At 71.8% G+C, this 21,065-nt stretch carries 20 protein-coding genes; 9 read left to right on the top strand and 11 right to left on the bottom strand.

Going from position 1 to position 21,065, the window contains the following annotated elements:
* Positions 1-95 precede the first annotated feature (95 nt).
* From AC3CF1_RS22000 to sepH, 3 genes are all read left to right on the top strand, one after another.
* A complete protein-coding gene (locus AC3CF1_RS22000; RefSeq protein WP_210792504.1) occupies positions 96-1,202 on the top strand; it encodes a citrate synthase 2 in 1,107 nt (368 codons plus the stop codon).
* A gap of 206 nt (positions 1,203-1,408) precedes the next feature.
* Positions 1,409-2,536: a phosphoserine transaminase gene (gene serC, locus AC3CF1_RS21995; protein ID WP_488451160.1), complete on the top strand. Its 1,128-nt coding sequence runs from the start codon at positions 1,409-1,411 to the stop codon at positions 2,534-2,536.
* A 185-nt stretch (positions 2,537-2,721) separates the two neighbouring features.
* Positions 2,722-3,801, top strand: coding sequence for a septation protein SepH (gene sepH / locus AC3CF1_RS21990; RefSeq protein WP_355159521.1), 1,080 nt, complete (start codon positions 2,722-2,724; stop codon positions 3,799-3,801).
* 173 nt (positions 3,802-3,974) lie between these two features.
* On the opposite strand, the gene thpR is transcribed toward sepH, so the two are convergent.
* The 5 genes from thpR to AC3CF1_RS21965 all read right to left on the bottom strand — a co-directional run bounded on the left by thpR (position 3,975) and on the right by AC3CF1_RS21965 (position 8,638).
* On the bottom strand, positions 3,975-4,559 hold the full coding sequence (gene thpR / locus AC3CF1_RS21985) for an RNA 2',3'-cyclic phosphodiesterase (protein WP_355159520.1): 585 nt from the start codon (positions 4,557-4,559) through the stop codon (positions 3,975-3,977).
* 7 nt (positions 4,560-4,566) lie between these two features.
* On the bottom strand, positions 4,567-5,076 hold the full coding sequence (locus tag AC3CF1_RS21980) for a hypothetical protein (RefSeq protein WP_088951226.1): 510 nt from the start codon (positions 5,074-5,076) through the stop codon (positions 4,567-4,569).
* Positions 5,077-5,236: 160 nt separating this feature from the next.
* Positions 5,237-6,520 carry an MFS transporter gene (locus tag AC3CF1_RS21975; RefSeq protein WP_354982591.1) on the bottom strand — a complete coding sequence of 428 codons (1,284 nt, stop codon included), beginning with the start codon at positions 6,518-6,520 and terminating at the stop codon, positions 5,237-5,239.
* Positions 6,521-6,593: 73 nt separating this feature from the next.
* Positions 6,594-7,043, bottom strand: coding sequence for a MarR family winged helix-turn-helix transcriptional regulator (locus tag AC3CF1_RS21970; protein ID WP_172862146.1), 450 nt, complete (start codon positions 7,041-7,043; stop codon positions 6,594-6,596).
* A 116-nt stretch (positions 7,044-7,159) separates the two neighbouring features.
* Complete coding sequence (locus tag AC3CF1_RS21965; RefSeq protein WP_328376514.1) at positions 7,160-8,638, bottom strand: NCS2 family permease; 1,479 nt, start codon at positions 8,636-8,638, stop codon at positions 7,160-7,162.
* Positions 8,639-8,726: 88 nt separating this feature from the next.
* Between AC3CF1_RS21965 and AC3CF1_RS21960 the strand changes: the two genes are divergently transcribed.
* A complete protein-coding gene (locus AC3CF1_RS21960) occupies positions 8,727-8,972 on the top strand; it encodes a DUF2530 domain-containing protein (protein ID WP_088951224.1) in 246 nt (81 codons plus the stop codon).
* Positions 8,973-9,009: 37 nt separating this feature from the next.
* On the opposite strand, the gene AC3CF1_RS21955 is transcribed toward AC3CF1_RS21960, so the two are convergent.
* Positions 9,010-9,831 carry a DUF3027 domain-containing protein gene (locus tag AC3CF1_RS21955; RefSeq protein ID WP_088951223.1) on the bottom strand — a complete coding sequence of 274 codons (822 nt, stop codon included), beginning with the start codon at positions 9,829-9,831 and terminating at the stop codon, positions 9,010-9,012.
* Between the two features lie 106 nt (positions 9,832-9,937).
* Here AC3CF1_RS21955 and AC3CF1_RS21950 point away from each other — a divergent pair, with 106 nt between their 5' ends.
* Entirely contained in the window at positions 9,938-11,539 is a 1,602-nt protein-coding gene (locus AC3CF1_RS21950) for an MFS transporter (RefSeq protein ID WP_141907676.1), read from the top strand.
* Positions 11,536-12,186, top strand: a complete 651-nt coding sequence (locus AC3CF1_RS21945; RefSeq protein WP_141907675.1) for a futalosine hydrolase — start codon at positions 11,536-11,538, stop codon at positions 12,184-12,186. Before AC3CF1_RS21950 ends, AC3CF1_RS21945 begins: the two co-directional genes overlap by 4 nt.
* Positions 12,187-12,219: 33 nt before the next feature.
* Here AC3CF1_RS21945 and AC3CF1_RS21940 read toward each other — a convergent pair whose 3' ends face one another.
* On the bottom strand, positions 12,220-13,095 hold the full coding sequence (locus AC3CF1_RS21940; protein ID WP_488451159.1) for a GNAT family N-acetyltransferase: 876 nt from the start codon (positions 13,093-13,095) through the stop codon (positions 12,220-12,222).
* 381 nt (positions 13,096-13,476) lie between these two features.
* On the opposite strand from AC3CF1_RS21940, the gene AC3CF1_RS21935 reads away from it, so the two are divergent.
* Complete coding sequence (locus AC3CF1_RS21935) at positions 13,477-14,325, top strand: 1,4-dihydroxy-6-naphtoate synthase (RefSeq protein WP_488451158.1); 849 nt, start codon at positions 13,477-13,479, stop codon at positions 14,323-14,325.
* On the opposite strand, the gene AC3CF1_RS21930 is transcribed toward AC3CF1_RS21935, so the two are convergent.
* On the bottom strand, positions 14,286-14,672 hold the full coding sequence (locus AC3CF1_RS21930) for a cold-shock protein (RefSeq protein WP_088951221.1): 387 nt from the start codon (positions 14,670-14,672) through the stop codon (positions 14,286-14,288). The two genes, AC3CF1_RS21935 and AC3CF1_RS21930, sit on opposite strands and share 40 nt — an antisense overlap.
* Positions 14,673-14,699: 27 nt before the next feature.
* Entirely contained in the window at positions 14,700-15,323 is a 624-nt protein-coding gene (locus AC3CF1_RS21925) for an HAD family hydrolase (protein WP_354982589.1), read from the bottom strand.
* 84 nt (positions 15,324-15,407) lie between these two features.
* Between AC3CF1_RS21925 and AC3CF1_RS21920 the strand changes: the two genes are divergently transcribed.
* Positions 15,408-17,891, top strand: a complete 2,484-nt coding sequence (locus tag AC3CF1_RS21920) for a helicase-associated domain-containing protein (protein WP_488451157.1) — start codon at positions 15,408-15,410, stop codon at positions 17,889-17,891.
* A gap of 46 nt (positions 17,892-17,937) precedes the next feature.
* Here AC3CF1_RS21920 and AC3CF1_RS21915 read toward each other — a convergent pair whose 3' ends face one another.
* Both AC3CF1_RS21915 and AC3CF1_RS21910 read right to left on the bottom strand, forming a co-directional pair.
* Entirely contained in the window at positions 17,938-18,177 is a 240-nt protein-coding gene (locus AC3CF1_RS21915) for a hypothetical protein (RefSeq protein ID WP_393394283.1), read from the bottom strand.
* A 98-nt stretch (positions 18,178-18,275) separates the two neighbouring features.
* Positions 18,276-19,163 carry a L,D-transpeptidase family protein gene (locus AC3CF1_RS21910; RefSeq protein ID WP_355159509.1) on the bottom strand — a complete coding sequence of 296 codons (888 nt, stop codon included), beginning with the start codon at positions 19,161-19,163 and terminating at the stop codon, positions 18,276-18,278.
* 173 nt (positions 19,164-19,336) lie between these two features.
* Between AC3CF1_RS21910 and AC3CF1_RS21905 the strand changes: the two genes are divergently transcribed.
* Complete coding sequence (locus tag AC3CF1_RS21905; RefSeq protein ID WP_088951217.1) at positions 19,337-21,016, top strand: DNA repair helicase XPB; 1,680 nt, start codon at positions 19,337-19,339, stop codon at positions 21,014-21,016.
* Positions 21,017-21,065 lie beyond the last annotated feature (49 nt).

Below are 21,065 nucleotides of genomic sequence, written 5' to 3'. Positions count from 1 at the left end.
ATGTTGCGAACACATCCCTGAGGGTCGCCTAAGGCGCCCGGCCGACCGGGCCGGATGAGCTGTTCGGGCGCACCGACCAGATCCAGGAGAGCGACATGGCTGATTTCAAACCCGGGCTGGAGGGCGTCGTCGCCTTCGAGACCGAGATCGCCGAACCTGACCGTGAGGGCGGCGCGCTGCGCTATCGCGGGGTCGACATCGAGGATCTGATCGGGCAGGTGTCGTTCGGAAACGTCTGGGCGCTGCTGGTGGACGGCCGCTTCGGGCCGGGTCTGCCGCCGGCGGAGCCGTTCCCGGTGCCGGTGCACTCCGGCGACATCCGCGTCGACGTGCAGTCCGCGGTCGCCATGCTGGCCCCGTACTGGGGGCTCGACCAACTGCTGGACATCTCCGACGAGCAGGCCCGCGAAGATCTCGCCCGGGTGTCGGTGACCGCGCTCTCCTTCGTCGCCCAGTCCGCCAGGGGCCTCGGCCTCCCGGCGGTGCCGCAGAAGGAGATCGACAAGGCGCAGACCATCGTCGAGCGGTTCATGAAGCGTTGGCGCGGCGAACCCGACCCGCGGCACGTCAAGGCCGTCGACGCGTACTTCATCTCGGCCGCCGAGCACGGCCTGAACGCGTCCACCTTCACCGCCCGCATCGTCGCCTCCACCGGGGCGGACGCGGCGGCCTGCATCTCGTCGGGCATCGGCGCCCTCTCCGGCCCGCTGCACGGCGGCGCGCCGTCCCGCGTGCTCAGCATGCTGGAGGCGGTCGAGCGCAGCGGCGACGCCGAGGGTTACGTCAAGGGCGTCCTCGATCGCGGTGAGCGGTTGATGGGCTTCGGCCACCGCGTCTACCGGGCCGAGGACCCGCGCGCCCGCGTGCTGCGGCGCACGGCCAAGGAGCTGGGCGCGCCGCGCTTCGAGATCGCCGAGGCACTGGAGAAGGCCGCCCTCGCCGAGTTGCAGGCCCGCCGCCCGGACCGGGTGCTGGCCACCAACGTCGAGTTCTGGTCGGCCGTGGTGCTGGACTTCGCCGAGGTGCCGGCGCACATGTTCACCTCGATGTTCACCTGCGCACGGATGGGTGGCTGGAGCGCGCACATCCTGGAGCAGAAGCGCCTTCAGCGGCTGGTGCGCCCGTCCGCCCGCTACGTCGGCCCGGAGACCCGCAAGCCGTCCGACGTCGAGGGCTGGGCCGCCATCCCGCACGGCGTCTGATTTGACACGAGGGGCCCCTTCTCGACGCCTGCCGTCGAGGAGGGGCCCTCTTTCGTACCTCTGGGCGCGCTGAGGACGCCGGGTGTGGCGAAGGCCTCAGACCTGCCCTCGGGGGCCCGGCTTCCACCGATGGTTCCGGGTGCGAGGATGAGGGCCGGCAGTGTCGCCGGGCCCGCCCTCGCCCTTGCGGAAGGATCTTCAAGACCGTGGCTGACGCACCGACCATCCGGATTCCCGATGACATCAAGCCCGCCGACGGACGTTTCGGCTGCGGCCCGTCCAAGGTCCGGCCAGCGGCGGTGTCCGCCCTTGCCGAGGTCGCGACGAGCTACCTGGGCACCTCGCACCGGCAGAAGACGGTCCGCGACCAGGTGGCGCGGCTGCGCTCCGGCATCGCCGAGTTCTTCTCGCTGCCCGAGGGCTACGAGGTCGTGATCGGCAACGGTGGCACCACCGCGTTCTGGGAGGTCGCCACCTTCGGCCTGATCCGCGACCGCGCCCAGTTCGCCAGCTTCGGCGAGTTCGGCGCCAAGTTCGCCAATTCGGTCAAGGACGCGCCGTTCCTGGGCGAGCCGACCGTCCGCAAGGCCGACGCGGGCAGCGCGCCGACGCTGGTCGCCGAGTCCGGCGTGGACGCGTACGCGACGCCGCAGAACGAGACCTCGACCGGTGTGGCGGTCCCGATCAGCCGGGTGGCCGGCGCGGACGAGGGGGCGTTGCTGCTGGTCGACGCGACCTCCGGCGCGGGTGGCCTGGAGGTCAACGTCGGCGAGACCGACGTCTACTACTTCGCCCCGCAGAAGTGCTTCGGCTCCGACGGCGGCCTCTGGCTGGCCCTGATGTCACCGGCCGCGCTGGACCGGGCCGCCGAGATCAAGGCGTCCGGGCGCTACATCCCCGCGTTCCTCGACCTGGTCACCGCGATCGACAACTCGCGGCTGGAGCAGACCTACAACACTCCCGCGCTGGCCACCATCTTCCTGGCCGCCGAGCAGACCGACTGGATGAACGCGCAGGGTGGCCTGGCCTGGGCGGCCAAGCGCACCGCCGAGAGCGCCGCCACGGTGTACGGCTGGGCGGAGCGTTCCAGCGTGGCCTCCCCGTTCGTCGGCGACCCGGCACTGCGCTCCAACGTGGTCGCCACGATCGACTTTGCCGACGAGGTGGACGCCACCGCGATCGCGAAGGCGCTGCGCGCCAACGGCATCGTGGACACCGAGCCGTACCGCAAGCTCGGCCGCAACCAGCTCCGGATGGCGCTGTTCCCGGCCATCGAGCCGGCCGATGTCGAGGCGCTGACCGCGTCCATCGACTACGTGGTCGAGCGACTCTGACGTTCGTCACGGTCGGTGTCGGTGGAGGCCTCCACCGACACCGACCGTGATCATTGCCGCAGCTCAGTCACGACATGCGGGGTGTCGCTTCCCCCACCCCGAGACAGATGCGCGTACGGTGGTCCGAGACGCCTGGGTGGCCGACTCGTGGCGTGCGGCCAGCGAAGCGGGACGGAGGCAACGCTATGCGCCCAGTACGCTTCGTCGCCCTCTCCGAGGACGGCCATGCTCTGGTTCTCGCCGACGAGGTCGGGCGGTTGCTCGCCCTGCCGATCGACGAACGGATCTCCGGTGCGCTGCACGCGGAGCCCGGTTCGCCGCCGCTCGCGGCGGCGCCGACCGCAGCCGATCCGATTCCCTCACTGTCCCCGCGGGACATCCAGGCCCGCATCCGCTCCGGTGAGTCCGCCGAGGATGTCGCCCGGATCGCCGGTGTGCCGGTCGACCGGGTGCTGCGCTATGCCGGCCCGGTCCTCCAGGAGCGGGCGATGCTCGCGCAGCATGCCCGCCGCACCCGCCTCAAGGGAGCGGAGAAGCCCACCCCGCTCGCCGAGGTGGTCAACGGTCGGCTGAGCCAGCACGGCATCGACACCGAGAAGATCTCCTGGGACGCATACCGGCGTGATGACGGCACCTGGCGGATCATCGCCACCTGGCCGTCCGGCAAGGCCACCGCGCAGGCCATCTGGGATCTCGACAAGACCCGGCAGTCGGTCGCCCCGCACGACGACATGGCGCAGTATCTGTGCGCCGAGCGGCCCACGCCGATCCTCGGTCAGGAGCCCGCACCGGAGCGGGGCGGGCATGCCCTGCCCGGTCCGTCGCGCGGTGAGCCGAGCCGAGGTGGGCACGGGTTGCCGGCGGCGTCCGAGCACCCGCGTCCCGGTCGGGATCCGATCCGCGCTGGCCGCGATGCGTTGCTCGCCTCACTGGACCGCCCACTCGGCGCCTCGTCGGGCCGTGGTCTGGAACCGCGTACCCCGGCTGCTCTCACCGGCTCGGACGCGCCCCGGCAGCGGCCGGTCGGCGGGGGTGCCGCCGCGTTGCTCGGCGGCGGCCAGGGGTCGGCCTTCGACGACGACTCGGACGCGCCCAAGGAGGTGCCGGCCGTGCCCTCGCTGGCGGTGCTCCGGCCCCGCCGGACGGGCGCTGCGGCGGCCGCTGGCGGCGAGTCCACCGATGCGAACGGCAAGCCGCGTAAGCGGCTGCCGAGCTGGGACGACGTCCTCTTCGGCAGTGGCCCGGCCGCACGCGAGTCCTCCTGACGCTTCGCGTTGACGGGTGGTGGTTCGCCACCCGTCAACGCGAAACACGTGAGCCTCATCGACGGTCTTCGCCGAACAGGCCCGCGAGGTCCTCCACAGCAGACCGGAGGCGGTCACTGCCCAGCCGAATCCGGACCAGGATCAGTCGGGGGTCGCCGTGACGAGAGTGTCGGTCAGAGCGGCCAGGCAGCGAGCCGGTCGTAGCGCGATGGTCGCGGGTCAAGGTGGCTGCGGATCAGCAGCAGCTCGGTCGCCTGCCACTCCGGTCCCTGGTAGTCGTCCAGGTCGGCCTGGTCCGCCTCGATGTCAACCAGGTCCATCCGTTCGCCCGGCCGGGCCACGGTCAGGTGCGGGCGGAACGGCCTGGCGTCGTCGCACGGCAGCCGGGCCTGCCGCAACCGGGACCGGACCAGCCCGGCGAGCACGTGCAGTGCCTCGACCTCGCCTCGCAGGCCCACCCAGAGCACAGTGGACCGGCCCTGACCGAACCGACCACCGCCGCCGAGGCTGAACCGGGGCAGGGCGTTCCGGCCGTCGCGGAACCCCTCGGCGGCCAGCCCGAGCGCGCTCTCCACCTCCACCAGCCGGGCCACCTCGACATCGCCGAGGAAGGCCAGGGTGACGTGCAGATGAGCCGGATCGGCGAGCCGGACGTTGGTGCCGGCGGCAGCCGCCGCGCCAACCCGTAGTCGCGCGACCTGCGCGCCGAGGTGGCCGACCGACTCGGGGGGCGGGTAGACCGCGACGAAGAGCCGCAACCGTCGCTCAGCGGTGCCGTTGCCGGTGGCCGGCCCGAGCCGCTGGCAGGGTCAGCCCGGCGGCGTGCAGCACACCCTCCACCCGGACCCGCTCGATCTCCTGGTCGACACCCTCCAACTCACCAAGGTGCTCGGTGATGCCGAGGGCGCGGCAGGCGAGGCGAAGCCGGTCGTCGTACGCCTGGAGCAGCGCGCCGTGCCAGACCATCGAGCGGCCGGTGCCTCCGAGCCGCTGACCGCCGAGGCGGCGCAGGTCGGCGGCGAGTTGCTCCAGGGGCCGACGGTCGGTGCGGTCGAACTCGCTGAGGTCGATGTCCCGGGTCAGCGCGTCGGCCTCGATGGCGCGGTCGAGACGCGCGATCGTCCGTTTCTCCCGTCGGCGATCACGCCACTCGGACCAGCCGCAGACCACCCGGTCGAGGATCTCGTCATAGCAGAAGAGCAGGGCGAGTGCCGCCGGAAGACTGGCCACGGCGAGGAACGCCAGGGCCAGCATCAGCGCGCGTCCGACTCCCACGTATCGACGCTAAGCCCCATCGTGCTGCCCCGCCAGCGGTTTCCCCGCATCCGCGTCATCCGCTCAAGACGGCGCGTGCGGCTCGGACCCCCGTCCCGGCGGTTCCCGGAAGGGCCCCTTGTCATGCGAAGTCCGATGACGAGGGGCCCTTTCAGAGAGCTCAGCAGTCGGCGGACGTGACGTAGAAGCGGGGCATCGGCAGCACCCGGAAGCGCAGTCGGGCACCGGAGCGGCGCAGCTGCCAGGTGAGGGCGATCAACGCGGCGGCCAGCGAGATCAGCCCGCCCATCCAGATGCTGGCACCGGCACCGAAGCGCTCCGCGACCCAGCCGATCAGCGGCGCGCCGACCGGGTTGGTGCCCAGGAAGACCAGCACCCACAGCGCCATCACCCGGCCCCGGAAGGCCGCGTCCACGCCCAACTGGACCCGCTGGTTGGCAGCCTGGGCGAAGAAGACCATGAAGAAGCCGGTCGGCACCAGCAGTGCCACGACCAGCCAGTACGTCGAAGCGAGACCGACCAGGGTGCCGAAGCTGGCGCAGGCGATCGCCGCGCCGAGCACCAGCCAGACCGACGGCCGACTCCGCCGACCGGTGCCGCTGAGAGCGCCGCCGAGCGCGCCCACGGCCAGCGCCGTGCTGAACAGGCCGAAGGAGGCGGCACCGGTGTGGAAGACCGTCTTCGCCAGCGCGGCCAGGGTCAGCTGGAAGTTGAACAGCGACATGCCGATCACCGACATGACCGCCATCGGCAGCAGCAGGTCGGGGCGGCGCGACACGTACCGCAGCCCGTCGATGACCCGTGCGGACGCCCGCTCGTCACGCGGCAGCAGGGCGTCGCGGTGCAGGTCGGCCGTACGCATCCGGACCACGTTGACCAGGGGCGCGACGGAGCTGAGGGCGGTGAAGAGGAAGACCGGGCCCACGTCGAAGGCGGCGATCGCCAGGCCGGCGACGGCCGGGCCGACGATCCGCGCCGAGTTGAACACGGCGGCGTTCAGCGACAAGGCGTTGGGCAGCAGCGGAGTGCCGACGAGTTCGGAAACGAACGCCTGACGGACCGGGGTCTCCACTGCGTTGGCCGTGCCGAGCAGCGCGGCGAAGGCGAAGACGTGCCAGAGCTGCACCAGGTCGGTGAGGACCAGCACGGACATGCCGAGCGCCAGCACGGTCCAGAAGGCGTTGGCGACGAAGAGCAGCACCCGCTTGTCGTACCGGTCGGCAAGTCGGCCGGAGAGCAGGGTGAGCAGGAGCACCGGGGTGAACTGACAGGCGGTGACCACGCCGAGCGCGGTGGCCGAGTTGTTGGAGAGCTCAAGGACGAGCCAGTCCTGGGCGATGAACATCATCCAGACGCCGATCAACTTGATCAGCTGCCCGGATGCGAAGAGGCGGTAGTTACGGACCTGCAGGGACTGGAACATCGTGCTCAACTTGGCCTGCACTCTTCGTGCGCCTCCTTAAGAACGTACGCGTCATCGACAGGTGACGGCACGGACCCGGTGGCGCGGGCGCGGCTCAGGCGCGAGCGAGCTGCTGAAGAATCTGGGCAGCCCTCTGCAGGGTCTCCCGTTCGTCCTCGTCGAGTGCGGCCAGCCGGTGGGCCAGCCACTCGTCGCGGGCCCGCTCGAACTGGTCGAGCACGGCCTGCCCTCCTTCGGTCGCCGCGAGGATGACCTGCCGGCCGTCGGTCGGGTGGGGTGTCCGCCGCACGAGGCCGCGGTCCTCCAACTTCCCGACGATCTTGGTCATCGTCGGCGGCTGCACCCGCTCCACGTCGGCCAGTTCCCTGGGCGTCAGTGCGCCGGCCAGCCGCAGGCTGGTGAGCGCGGAAACCTGGGTGACCGTGAGGTCGCCGACCGGTCGGGCCTGGCGGACCCGCCGGTTGAGTCGGGTGATCGCATCACGCAACTGGGGAGCCAGTTGCGCCGGTGGCACGCGTTCCGCCGTCACCGTCCGCTCCATCACGTTAGTTAGCTTAACTAATGAGCCTGGCTAACGACATCCGTTATGACCAGGCTCACGAGGACGTTGGTGCTGTTCCGGGCGGGGAATCCCGTTCGATTCTCCGCCCGGAACGTACGTCAGAGCACCAGGGACTCGATCGGCCCGCGCAGGAAGTACAGCACGAACAGCACGGCCACCCCGTACAGCAACGGGTGGACCTCCCGGGCCTTACCCCGGGCCAGCTTCACCACCACGAAGGTGATCAGGCCAGCGCCGATCCCGTTCGAGATCGAATAGGTGAACGGCATCAGCACGATGGTGAGGAACGCCGGGATGGCGATCTCGTAGTCGGACCAGTCGATCGTCCGCACCGCTGTCATCATCAGGAAACCGACCACCACCAGGGCCGTCGAGGCCGCCTCGAACGGCACGATCACCACCAGCGGCGCCAGGAACATCGCCAGCAGGAAGAGCACGCCGGTGACCAGGCTGGCCACGCCGGTCCGGGCACCCTCCCCGACACCGGCGGCACTCTCGATGTACGACGTGTTGCTGGAGGTGCTGGCCGCACCACCGGCCGCCGCGGCGATCGAGTCGACCAGCAGGATCTCCTTGGCCCGTGGCGGGGTGCCCTGCTCGTCGAGCAGGCCGCCCTCCTGGCCGACCGCCACCATCGTGCCCATGGTGTCGAAGAAGTCCGTGATCAGCAGCGTGAAGACGAACATCAGCACGACCAGCCAACCGGCCCGACCCCACGAGTCGAGCACGTTGAACTTGCCGAGCAACGACAGGTCCGGCAGGTCCACCACCGTCTTCGGCAGCTCCGGCACGTTCAGCGACCAACCCTTGGGGTTGGGCTGACCGTTGACGAACGACGGGCCGATGTTGCCGATCGCCTCCACGATCACCGCCAGCACGGTCGAGGCGAGGATGCCGATCAGGATCGCACCCCGTACCCGGCGGACCACCAGCACGAGGGTGATCAGGAGGCCCACCACGAAGACCAGCATCGGCCAGCTCACCAGCTTGCCGCCGATGCCCAGACCGACCGGGACTGTGGTGTTGGCGTCGTCCGGGATCCGTCGGACGAAACCGGCGTCCACCAGACCGATGATGGTCAGGAACAGACCGATCCCGACCCCGATCGCGGTCTTCATCTGGGTCGGCACCGCGCGGAACACAGCGGTCCGCAGACCGGTCAACACCAGCACAGCGATGATCACACCCTCGATCACCACCAGGCCCATCGCGTCGGCCCAGGTCATCTCGGGGGCAATCTCGTACGCCACCAGCGCGTTGACGCCCAGACCGGCGGCGAGCGCCAGCGGGAACCGGCCCACCACGCCCATCAGGATGGTCATCAGGCCGGCGACCAGCGCGGTCCCGGCAGCCAGCGCGGGAATGGGGAGAGTCTTGCCGTCACCGTCGACGGCACCACCCAGGATCAGCGGGTTGAGCACCACGATGTACGCCATCGTGAAGAAGGTCGCCAGGCCACCGCGTACCTCGCGGCTCATCGTCGAGCCCCGGGCGGAAATCTCGAAGAACCGGTCGAATCCGTTACGCGGGTGAGCGGGGTTGGGAGGGGTGCCGTTCTCGGGCGGCGCTACTGCCATCAGGTCCTCGCAGGTGATCTTCCGGTTGTCGCGCGCATCGTCCCAGATCACCGACGGGCAGGGGAAGTAGGTCGCGTACGCTTGCCGAATGCCGAACGAGCAGCCACCGCGGCCCGCACCACTGGACCCGCCGATGGTGCCGTTCGCCCTCGCCGGGCTGGCCGCCTGGGCGATTGCCGGGCTGGTCCTGCTGATCTTCTTTCGGGGTTGGCTGACCGACCACGGTCACCAGAACTGGCTCTGGACCTGCCTCGCCGGATTCCTGTGGGGCTTCCCGGGCCTCGCCGTGATGATGCGGCACGACGCCAACCGACGACGTCGCCGCGCGCGCTGACCCGGCCACGCACCGGGGCCACCCCCGGTGCGAACGATCAGGAGTGCCCGTACGGCTCCGCCGGCTCGGCGGCTTCCACCGAGCCCGGGGCACGGCTGACCGACATGGCCTCCACCGCGCTGTCGTCGTACACCGTGGGTAGCTCTTCGACCGCGGTCTCGGCCGCCTCGATCAGCGTCTCGGAGTGGGCACCGCAACCGTGGTCGGCGCTCACCACCCGGCCGTCGTCGGGGGCGTAGAAGTTGCCGCACGCCCCGAACGCCTGCCGCATCGCACCGGCCAGCGGCAGGTAGAAACCGCAGGTGCCACAGCGGGCGGCGGCCGGCGCGGCAGCGGAGATAGGCGCGGCGGGGCCGTGGTCGCCGTCATACCAGCGCTGCGCCGCCTCCATGCGGCCCTCGAGGGAGAGCACGCGCGCCCGACCGAGGCCCAGCTCCCATGCCGTCTCCTCGACCGCCGGGTCGTCGGAGAGCAGGTAGCCGGGGACCAGCCGGTCGTCATCCGGTGAGGTCGGCAGCAGATCGCCCGGACCCAGGTCGCCCGGCTTGAGCCGCTCCTGCCAGGGCAGCCAGCCGGGCGCGAGCAGCGCGTCGGACCCGGGCAGCAGCACCGTCTCGCAGATGGTCACGGTCTTGCTGCGCGACACCCGGGTGACGGTGACCGCCCACCGCCAACCGCGGTAGCCGGCGAGGAGGCATTCGAAGTAGTGGGTGACCAGCCGTTCACCCTCGGCCACAACCTGCAGATGATCGCCGACATCGTCGGCGTCGACCTCGGTGATGCCAGCGCGGGCCACCTCGACGGCGGCGGCGCAGACCTGGTCGAGACGGGCGGCACGGGTGGAGACAGGCCTGGTCACCTAACCATTGTTCCCTATGCGCCTCGCAGGGGTGACAGGGACTCCCGGGGAACCTTTCCCCGCAGTGGTGCGGCGTACCCGGATCAGATGGGCGAGGATGGTGGACATGCCGTCGTACTCCCGCTCCGGGCGATCCGTCCTCGGGCGGACCGTCGGCACCGGCATTCGCGCCGTTCGTCTGCTGCTGCGTGGTTCGCTGGGCAGCGGCCGCTGGGTGACCCGTCGGGCCGGCAGCGCCCGGGCCCGGGGCGCTGGTGGCGAGGTCGGCATGGTCCGCCTGTTCGACCTGCACGCGCTCTCCTGCGCCGGTGACACCCTGATCGCCATCGGCCTGGCCGGCACGATCTTCTTCAACGTGCCGCTGGGCGAGGCCCGCAGCAAGGTCGCCCTCTACCTGCTGGTGACCATGGTGCCGTTCGCCATGCTCGCCCCCGTGGTGGGTCCGCTGCTGGACCACTTCCGGCACGGCCGGCGGTACGCGCTGGCCGCGACGATGCTGGGCCGCGCCTTCCTGGCCTGGTTGATCTCCGACTACATCCACGGCTTCGGGCTCTATCCGGCCGCGTTCGGGGTGCTCGCGCTGTCCCGGGCGTACGGCGTGGCCCGGTCCGCGGCCGTGCCCCGGTTGTTGCCGGAAGGGCTCGGCCTGTCCCAGGTGGGCGCCCGGGCCAGCGTCTACGGCACGGTCGCGGGTGCGCTGGTCGCGCCGATCGGGTTGGCCGCGTTCTGGTTCGGGCCGCAGTGGCCGCTGCGCGTCGCGTCGGTGATCTTCCTGGTCGGCATGGTGATCTCCCTGCGTCTGCCACCGAAGGCCGATTCGGAGCCACCGGAGCGGGTCCCCCGGCCGCTGCGCGCGTTGGGCCGCCGCCGTGGCGATCGGCCGCTGGGCCGAGGCCGACCCGCCGGCCGCCTGGTGATCGCGTCGCTGATCGGCGCCGCGACGCTCCGCGCGGTGTACGGCTTCCTGCTGCTCTTCCTCGCCTTCGCGATCAAGAAGGGCGACCTGACCACTGTCGCGTTCGGCCGGGATCTGGGCGCCGAGTGGGCGTTGGGTCTGGTCGGCGGGGCGCTCGCGGTCGGCACCTTCCTGGCCACCGCCATCGGCACCCGGCTGCGCATCCATCGGCCGACCGCCATCCAGTCCAGCAGCATGATCATCGTGGCCGGGGTGGCGGTGCTCGCCGTCATCCAGTTCTCGCTGGTGATGGTCGCCCTGCTCTGCCTGGTCGCCGCGCTGGTCAGCGGGATATCGAAGCTGGCCGTGGACGCCTCGATCCAGGAGCGCATCCCGGAGCGGCTGCGCGCGAGTTCCTTCGCCCATTCGGAGACGGTGCTGATGCTCGCCTTCGTCGCCGGTGGAGGGTTGGGGCTGGTCCCGTTCGACGGTCGGATGGGCATCGCCGTGGCCGCCGGGGTGGGCGTCCTGGCCGCGATCCGGGGTGTGCTGGTCGCCGCCCGGCTGCGCGGCGAGAAGCTGGCCGGCCGGCCGCTCGGCGACGACGAGCTGACCGAGGACGAGCCGGCCGACGAGCCCGGGGACGCCGCGCCCACCTCGCCGGCACCGGCCCAGGCCAGCTCCCCGCAGTACGACGATCCCAGCCTGGCCCCTCCCGGCTACCACATCTACCGCCCGTCCTCAGCGGTTGGCGGCCCGGGTGGCGGGGCGGACGACGAGACCCGCCGGGAGTCCCCCGGCTCAGTCTCGTGAGCGGTCTGCTGGTGGTGACCGCGGTACCAGCCGAGGCGGAAGCCGTCCGCGCCGGTCTGACCGATCCCACCGTGACCGTCACCCCGGTTGGCGTGGGCCCGGCCGTCGCCGGTGCCGCCACCGCCCGGCTGCTGGCGCTGGCCGAGGCCGCCGGCCGCCCGTACCGTGCCGTGGTCAGCGCCGGCGTGGCTGGCGGCTTCATCGGGCGGGTCGAGGTCGGCGACACCGTGCTCGGCACCGCCAGCATCGCCGCCGACCTGGGTGCCGAATCACCGGACGGTTTCATCCCCGTCGACGAGTTGGGCATGCCGCCCGCGATGCTGGGTGTCGGCGGCGTGGTGCCGACCGACCCGGGTCTGCTGGCGGCACTGCGGGCCGCCCTCCCAGCGGCCACGACCGGGCCGGTGCTCACCGTCAGCACGGTCACCGGCACCACCGCCAGCACCGAGGAGCTGCGCCGGAGGCATCCGGAGGCGGTCGCCGAGGCCATGGAGGGGTACGGGGTGGCGGTCGCCGCCGCCCAGGCCGGGGTGCCCTTCGCCGAGCTGCGCACCATCTCGAACCCGATCGGCCCCCGCGACCGGGACGCCTGGCGGCTGCGCGAGGCCCTCACCGCCCTGACCGCTGCGGCCCCAGCGCTGCGCTGACCATGGCCCCGCCTCAGCCGCAAGCCCTGTGGCTCAGCCGTAGCGCCGTCGCGGGGGATTCAGCCGTAGCGCAGCGGGCCGGCTGGCCTCGATGTCGAAGCCGCAGGCGAGCAGCAGCTCGATCCCGAAACCTTCGGCGAGCGCAGCCGCGCCGTCGATTCCCGCCGCCCGCATCTCGGTGATCAACGCGGTCACGAGCCGACGACCAAGCCCCAGTCGTCGATACGGGGCAGCGACGAGCACTCCGTCGAGCACCATCTCCCGCTCCGGCATGCCCGCGTACCACCCCCCATACTCCAGGTGCGGACTCCGCTCATGCGCGCGCAGCTCACCGACCAGCTCACCGTCCGGGAGCTCGGCGACGAACCGCCAGCAGGTGTCCGGCAGGCCGCCCCCGGTGAACCGTCGCACCCGGGCCGTCCGGCGCACCTCCGCGGCCCAGCGCCGGTTGTCCCGGTACCGCCGATTCAGCTCGTACGCCGCTGGTGGCAGTGGAAGCGGATAACGCTCGGGCGGCAACCGGTACCACTCCGCCCACCAGGCGCCCGGCCAGTCCCGAGGCTCATGGACCGGCCAGACGTCCAGGTGAGCCGGGTACCGCCGCCCTGCCTCGTCCCGCATGTCGTCGTGCGGAACCGGCGCCGGTGTGGGGCTGGTGGGAGCCGCCTCGGGCACGCCGATGCCAACCTCCCCGCCCGCAGCCCGGACGAGCCGCTCCACCGTCCGGAACCGGGGATCGGCCGCTCGCCCGGACTCGATCCGGGCCAGCGTGGACTGCGGCACTCCGGCTCTCTCGGCCAACTCTCGCTGGCTCAGGTCGGCCTGACGACGCAGAGCGCGGAGCACGCCGCCAAGATCAGCGGCGGCAGCGGCACCAGTGGCGTCGGTGCGGTCAGTCGCCTCGGTCACAGGCCGATGCTCCCCGCCGGTCAGCGAGCTATCAACACCCCCACACGAAGCTGTGGATAGCCCTGTGGACAACCACTCCGGCCGGTGGATGACCCACTCCGCAGGCCCTTTGGAGCTGAATCGTTTGCGACATCGTTCCGGTCTGAACCAGCCCAGCCCTCCGAAAGCACGGCCCGGGGCTGAGCCTGACTCGTTTGCGACATCGGCTCCAAAGGGAGTGACAAGTAGATGTCCGGTCCGCCAGACATGGCCATCACCCACGCCACCGCCCATGTGCCTGCGAGCGCCCGCCGCAGTTCAATGCTGCTCGCTGACGGTGCGGATCACAGTGGGCGGGGTGGGCGCGGACGGTGTGGCAGGGGCGGGGATAACGTGAAGGGCGTGGCGCTCTCTCTGACGATCTCGCCCTGCCCCAACGACACGTTCGTCTTCCACGCGCTCGTGCACGGGCGGGTGCCCGGCGCGCCGCCGGTCGAGGTGACGTACGCCGACGTGGACGTCACCAACACGGCGGCCGAGCAGGGCGCCTTCGACCTGGTGAAGGTGAGCTTCGCGGCGCTGCCCTGGCTGCTCGACGACTACCACCTGCTGCCCTGCGGTGGCGCGCTCGGTCGTGGCTGCGGCCCGCTGGTGCTCACCCGGGGCGACCGCGACGGCGGGCCGGACCGCACCGACCTGACCGGCGCCACGGTGGCGGTGCCGGGTGACCGGACCACCGCGTACCTGCTGTTCCGGCTCTGGTCGGCCGGACGACCCCCGGCCCGGATCGAGGTGGTTCCGTTCCACGAGATCATGCCGGGCGTCGCGGCCGGCCGCTACGACGCTGGGCTGGTCATCCACGAGGCCCGGTTCACCTACCACCGGCACGGCCTCAGCGCGCTGGTCGACCTCGGTGAGTGGTGGGAGGCCGACACCGGCCTGCCCATTCCGCTCGGCGCGATTCTGGCCCGCCGCGGCGCGGTGGACCCGGAGGCCGCGGCCGGCTGGGTCCGCGAGTCCGTCCGGCAGGCCTGGGCGGACCCGGCGGCCAGCCGGGAGTACGTGCTGGCGCACGCCCAGGAGATGGAACTCGACGTGGTGGACCGGCACATCGGCCTCTACGTCAACGAGTTCACCGCAGACCTGGGCGAGGCCGGTTTCGCCGCGGTGGCGGCACTGCTCGACCGGGCCGCCACCGCCGGGCTGGTGCCTCAGACCTCCAGCTCGTTCGCCACCGCGTGGACCAGCTGAGCGATCTTCTGCGCGGTCTTCTTGTCCGGGTACCGGCCCCGACGCAGGTCCGGCTGGACCTTCGCCTCCAGCAGCTTGATCATGTCCTCGACGAGACCGTGCAGTTCCTCGGCCGGTCGACGGCGCAACTCGGCCATCGACGGCGGCGCGTCCAGCAGTTTGACGCCCATGGCCTGTGCGCCCCGGCGGCTGTCCACCACGCTGAAGTCGACCCGCTGGCCACCCTTGAGGTCGGTGACACCCGCCGGCAGCGCCGCCTTGGACAGGAACACGTCGCCGCCCTCGTCACTCGTGACGAAGCCGTATCCCTTGGCCGTGTCGTACCACTTCACTCGACCCGTAGGCACCTGAAAACCCCTGCTTCACTTGAGCCGCTACTGCTCCAAGGCTAGCTGGATCATGTCGTCGAGCGCCGCCGGGAATTGGGTGAGGTCGTTCAACACGACTTCCGCGCCTGCCGCGCGCAGCTCGTCCGCGGAGCACGGGCCGGTCGCCACGCCGATCCCCGGCACCCCGGCCGCCCCCGCCGCCACCATGTCCGCCACATGGTCGCCGACGTAGTGGGTCGCGTCGTGCTCCCGCAGGGCTGTCGCCTTCTGTTCGGCGAACAGGTCACCGGCCAACTCGTCGACGGTGAGACCGAGGTGGTCCAGGTGCAGTCGGGCCAGCCGGCCCATCTTCGCTGTGACGACCAGCACACGGCCGCCCCGGGCCCGGATGGCGTCGATGGCCTCCCGCGCGCCCGGCAGCGGGACCGTCGGGGTGATCGCATACGCCGGGTACAGCTCGCGGTACGCGCGAACGGCCGACTCGACCTCTCCCGGCGGGAACCAATACGCCAGCTCGGTGCGCAGCGGCGGCCCGAGCCGGGACACCGCCAGGTCGGCGTCCACCGGCACGCCCGTCCGCGCGGTCAGCGCCTCGAAGGTCGCGGCGATGCCGGGGCGGGAGTCGACCAGAGTCATGTCGAGATCGAAACCGACGGTCAGTGCGGGCATGCCGAGAAACGTACCCGTCGACACCTGCCCAGCCGAACGTCCGAGGGGCGCGGAAGCCCGGTGCCGGGCTAGCGTGGAAAGACGATGACCACCTCACTCGCCGACCACCTGCGGTCGCTGCCCGACGAGTCACTGGCCGCGCTCCTCCAGCTGCGGCCGGACCTCGTCGTGCCCGTGCCAGCCGACGTCTCCGCCCTGGCCATCCGGGCCCAGTCCCGGGTCTCGGTGGCTCGTGCGCTGGACGGGCTGGACCAGTTCACCCTCCAGATCCTCGACGCCGCCCGCCTCACCCGGAACCCGGACGACGGCACCACGGCCACCGACACCGTGCTCGCCATGGCGACCGCAGGGCCGCAACCGCCGGCCCCGACCGCTGTCCGGGCCGCCGTGGGCCGGCTACGCGCGCTGTTCCTGCTGTACGGCCCGGAGCACGCACTGCAGGTGCTGCCAGCCGTCGACGAAGTCGCCCCGTACCCTGCCGGGCTCGGTCGACCGGCCGCGGAGCTGGACCCGCGCACGGCCGCGCTCTGCGCGGACCCGGCGAAGCTGCGGCGGACGCTGCTCGCCGCCCCGCCCTCGGCCCGGGCGATCCTGGACCGGTTGGCGGCCGGCCCGCCGGTGGGCAGCGTGCCCCCGGGCGCGTTGCAGGCACCGCCGCTGGGCGCGGAGGACCCGGTGCTCTCCGACCCGACCAACGGTGGTGCCCCGGCCGGCTCCCCCGTGCGGTGGCTCGTCGACAACCGGCTGCTGGTCCCCGTGACGACCGGGTCGTCGACGACCGCCGGCACTGTGGAGCTGCCCCGCGAGGTCGGTCTGCTGCTGCGCCGGGACAGCGGCCCCCTCGGGCCACTACGCACCAGCCCACCGCCGGTGGCCGCCGCCCCCCGCGAGCCGAAGGCGGTCGACTCGGCCGGCGCCGGGCAGACGATGGAAGTGGTCCGGCACACCGAAGGGCTGCTGGAGCAACTCGCCGACGAGCCCGCGCCGGTGCTGCGCTCCGGTGGCATCGGCGTACGGGACCTGCGGCGGCTGGCGCGTACCGCCGGGCTGGACGAGCCGACGACCGCGCTGCTGCTGGAGGTGGCGTACGCGGCGGGGCTCGCCGGCGAGCTGGAGATGCCGGGTGCGACCACCAGCCGGTACGGGGCGGATCAGCAGGTGCTGCCGACCGGCGGGTACGAGGTGTGGCGGGCCGCCTCGCTGGCCCAACGGTGGGAGCAGTTGGCCCGAGCCTGGCTGAGCATGACCCGGCAGGTGGGGTTGGTCGGCCGCCGGGACGACCGGGACCGCCCGATCACCGCCCTCTCCGCGGAGGCCGAACGGGCGGGTGTGCCGGCCACCCGGCGGGCGGTGCTCGGCGTGCTCGCCGATCTGGAACCGGCGACCGCGCCCACGCCCGAGGAGGTGCAGGACCTGCTGGACTGGCGGGCTCCGCGCCGCAGCCGGGGCCGGGACGCCGCCCACCGGGAGGTGCTGGCCGAGGCCGCGCAGTTGGGCGTCACCGGGCTCGGGGCGCTCACCTCGTACGGTCGGCTGCTGCTGGGTGACCTGACGTCGACCGACGAGCGGGGAGGCGACCCGCTGGGCGTGCACGCGGACGTCGAGAGTGGTGACCCGTCCGCTGCCGCCCGGGCGTTGGACGCACTGCTGCCCGCCCCGGTCGACCACTTCCTGGTGCAGGCCGACCTGACCGTGGTGGTGCCCGGCCCGCCCGAGCCGGCGCTCGGCGTCGAGTTGGAGGCGATGACCGAGCTGGAGTCGGCCGGTGGGGCCAGCGTCCACCGGGTCACCACGGCCAGCGTCCGGCGAGCGCTCGACTCCGGCTACACGGCCGACGACCTGCACGACGTGTTCCGGCGACGATCGCGTACTCCGATTCCGCAGGGCCTCACCTACCTGGTGGACGACGTGGCCCGTAAGCACGGTGGGCTGCGGGTCGGCCTGGCCGGGGCGTACCTGCGCAGCGACGACGAGACGCTGATCAGCGAGGTGCTGGCGGACCGGCGGCTGGAGTCGTTGGCGCTGCGCCGGCTCGCGCCGACGGTGCTGTGCACGCAGTACCAGGTCGGTCGCCTGCTGGGTGCGCTGCGCGACGCCGGGTACGCCCCGGTGCAGGAGGACGGCACCGGCAGCACCGTGCTGACCCGGCCACGAATCCGACGGGCCCCGCCTCGGGTCTCGGTGACCACCCGGACACTCGACCCGTTGGCCGCCCCGAAGCTGCCCATGCCCCGGCTGCTCGGGGTGGTGGAGCACATCCGGCGCGGTGACGCGGCGGCGCGGGCGGCCCGACGGGCACCGGCGGTGGTGCGTGGCGGTGCGGCAGGGCTGGGCGGTGGCCCGGTGCCGGCGCACACGCACAGCGAAGCCCTGGCGGTGCTCCAGCAGGCGGTACGGGACAAGGCGCTGGTCTGGGTCGGTTACGTCGACGCGCACGGGGCGACCGCGTCCCGCCTGGTCAAGCCGGTCTCGATCGGTGCTGGCTATCTGCGCGCCGAGGACGAACGGACCGAGATGCTGCACACGTTCGCGCTGCACCGGGTCACCGCGGCGGTGCTGGCGGACTGACCGGGTCGGGTCGGGTCAGCCGACGGCGCCGACGCGGCGCTGTAGGTCAGCGGCGGCTGCGGCGAACCGTGCCGATCACCGAGATGATCAGGAGCAGCGCGAAACCGGCGCCAGCGGACTCTCCGACCGAGTCGATGAAGCCCTGTCGCAGCACCAGCCAGCCGAAGAGGAACCACCCGACGAGGAGCGTCGCCGCGACGGCGTACGCGATCACGGTCGCGCGCGACACCTCGTCGGGCGGTGCCGCCTGCTCATGCTCCACGATCACGTCACGGTCGACCGTCATGCCAAGCCTCCCCGCCCGGTCCGGCCCTGGACTCCCAGCGTGACACTCGTTGGACCGGTCGGACAGGGGGTTATCCCCCGCGTTTCGCCGCGTGTAGCTCAGGTGCCGGGGCGGCGGCCGATCAGCACCACCCGGGTGCCGACCTTGCCCAGCTCCCACATTCGCACCGCGTCGGCGTGCAGGAGGTTGACGCAGCCGTGCGAGCCGATCGGCTTGTCGTGCAGGTAGGTGGTGGTCTCGTGGAAGCCCATGCCCTGGGTGAAGTGCTGCCAGTAGGGCAGCCACACCTCGTACGGGTCGGACCACTCCCTGGGATTGCGGAAGTTGACGGTGAACGTGCCGGCCGGGGTGCGGTAGCCGGACATGCCGGTCCGGGTCACCGTCGGCTCCATGATCACCTTGCCGCCGCGCATCGCCCATACGGTCTGCCGGGTCAGGTCCACGCAGAACGTGGTGCCCGTGCCGGCTTTGCAGGCGGCCGGGTCGGTGGTGGCGAGGCGTTGGGCCACGTCGTACGTGGTCGGTCCGGCGCGACCCTCGACGGGGCGAATGCCGTACCTCTTCTGGAACTTCTTGATCGCCGCGCAGTCGGCGGCGGACTGCCGACCGTCCACGGTCACCGCCCCGAACCCGCCCAACCGGGCCAGGTAGGTCTCCACCTCGCGCTGGTGCTGGCCCTGCGGGCAGCCGGCGACGGTCGGCGCGCCGGTGCTGGGTTTCGGCTTCGGCGTTGCGCTGCGTGTGGGTTTCGGCGTCGGGGACCGGGTTGCCTTCGGCGTGGGGCTGGGCGCGGCCGGCGTGGGCCGGCCGCGCTGGTCCGGGCCGGGCGTGTCGCTCGCCCCCGTTGCCTGGTCCGCCGCACCGGCTGGGGCGGCTCCCCCGCCGCCACTCCCACCGGACTGCGGATCGAACGTGCACGCACCAGCACCGACCAGCACGACCATCAGCAGGGCGACCAGCCGGGAGGTGCTCCGAACATGCTTCATGGCAGCTCCCCCTGACAGTCGTCCCCTTCCTAGACGTTCGTCAGTGCCGTCCCGGTTGCACCTGGTGAGCATCTTTCTTCCGACAGCCGGCACCGTGCAACACTGGATGGTCGGCCAGCAGCGGGTATGCGACCCGCCCGGGCCGGACGGCCAACCGAGGAGAGGACGCTCGCGTGAGCGGTGGACCACTGATCGTGCAGTCGGACAAGACCCTGCTGCTGGAGATCGACCACCCCGACGCGCAGGCGTGCCGGATGGCGATCGCACCGTTCGCCGAGTTGGAGCGCTCGCCGGAGCACGTGCACACCTACCGGCTGACCCCGCTGGGCCTGTGGAACGCCCGGGCCGCCGGGCACGACGCCGAGGGTGTGGTCGACTCGCTGCTCAAGTACTCCCGCTACCCGGTGCCGCACGCGCTGCTGGTCGACGTGGCCGACACGATGGACCGCTACGGCCGACTCCAGCTCGCCAACGACCCGGCGTACGGGCTGGTGCTGCGCGCGCTGGACCGCCTGGTGCTGATCGAGGTGGCCAAGAGCAAGAAGCTCGCCGGGATGCTCGGCGACAAGATCGACGACGACACCATCCGGGTGCACCCGTCCGAGCGTGGCCGGCTCAAGCAGGCGCTGCTCAAGCTGGGCTGGCCCGCGGAGGACCTGGCCGGGTACGTCGACGGTGAGGCGCACCCCATCGAGCTGGCCGAGGCCGGCAAGGACGGGCGCAAGCCGTGGACGCTGCGGTCGTACCAGCGGGAGGCCGTCGAGGCGTTCTGGGCCGGCGGGTCGGGTGTGGTGGTGCTGCCCTGCGGCGCCGGCAAGACCCTGGTCGGCGCGGCGGCGATGGCCGAGGCGAAGGCGACCACGCTGATCCTGGTCACCAACACGGTCGCCGGTCGGCAGTGGAAGCGGGAGCTGATCGCCCGCACGTCGCTGACCGAGGAGGAGATCGGCGAATACTCGGGCGAGCGCAAGGAGATCCGCCCGGTCACCATCGCCACGTACCAGGTGCTCACCTCGCGGCGCGGCGGCGCGTTCACCCACCTGGACCTGTTCGGGGCCCGCGACTGGGGCCTGGTCGTCTACGACGAGGTGCACCTGCTGCCCGCGCCGATCTTCCGGTTCACCGCGGACCTCCAGGCCCGCCGTCGGCTGGGCCTCACCGCGACTCTGGTACGCGAGGACGGCCGCGAGGGTGACGTGTTCAGCCTGATCGGCCCGAAGCGGTACGACGCGCCGTGGAAGGACATCGAGTCGCAGGGCTGGATCGCCCCGGCCGAGTGCACCGAGGTCCGGGTGACCCTGACCGACGCCGAGCGCATGTCATACGCGACAGCGGAAGCCGAGGAGCGCTACCGGATGGCGGCGACCGCTCGCACGAAGCTGCCGGTGGTCAAGGCACTGGTGGACCGGCACCCGGACGACCAGGTGCTGGTCATCGGCGCGTACATCGACCAACTGCACCAGCTCGGCGAATATCTCGACGCGCCGATCATCCAGGGTTCGACCACGAACAAGGAGCGGGAGCGGCTGTTCGACGCGTTCCGCACCGGCGAGATCCGCACGCTGGTCATCTCCAAGGTCGGCAACTTCTCGATCGACCTGCCCGAGGCAGCGGTGGCGATCCAGGTGTCAGGCACATTCGGATCGCGCCAGGAGGAAGCACAGCGGCTGGGCCGGGTACTCCGGCCGAAGGCCGACGGCCGGCAGGCCCACTTCTACACAGTCGTGTCCCGGGACACGATCGACACCGAATACGCCGCACACCGGCAACGCTTCCTCGCCGAACAGGGGTACGCGTACACGATCGTCGACGCCGACGACGTCCTCGGCCCAAAACTCCCGACCGTCGACTGACGAGCAGCGGCCGCGCCCTTGTGGAGGGGCGCGGCCGCTGCCGGGACGG

Source organism: Micromonospora sp. MGP-C2 (assembly GCF_057766525.1).
Note: the sequence above shows the minus strand (reverse complement) of the source record. Positions and strands in the feature narration are given on the sequence as shown.

Coding starts and splice junctions, on each gene's coding strand:
- AC3CF1_RS21965 (WP_328376514.1), bottom strand. CDS start 8,638: ATGGCAGTAGCGCCGCCCGAGAACGGCACCCCTCCCAACCCCGCTCAC.
- AC3CF1_RS21950 (WP_141907676.1), top strand. CDS start 9,938: ATGCCGTCGTACTCCCGCTCCGGGCGATCCGTCCTCGGGCGGACCGTC.
- AC3CF1_RS22000 (WP_210792504.1), top strand. CDS start 96: ATGGCTGATTTCAAACCCGGGCTGGAGGGCGTCGTCGCCTTCGAGACC.
- AC3CF1_RS21910 (WP_355159509.1), bottom strand. CDS start 19,163: ATGAAGCATGTTCGGAGCACCTCCCGGCTGGTCGCCCTGCTGATGGTC.
- sepH (WP_355159521.1), top strand. CDS start 2,722: ATGCGCCCAGTACGCTTCGTCGCCCTCTCCGAGGACGGCCATGCTCTG.
- AC3CF1_RS21920 (WP_488451157.1), top strand. CDS start 15,408: ATGACCACCTCACTCGCCGACCACCTGCGGTCGCTGCCCGACGAGTCA.
- AC3CF1_RS21960 (WP_088951224.1), top strand. CDS start 8,727: ATGCCGAACGAGCAGCCACCGCGGCCCGCACCACTGGACCCGCCGATG.
- AC3CF1_RS21925 (WP_354982589.1), bottom strand. CDS start 15,323: ATGCCCGCACTGACCGTCGGTTTCGATCTCGACATGACTCTGGTCGAC.
- AC3CF1_RS21915 (WP_393394283.1), bottom strand. CDS start 18,177: ATGACGGTCGACCGTGACGTGATCGTGGAGCATGAGCAGGCGGCACCG.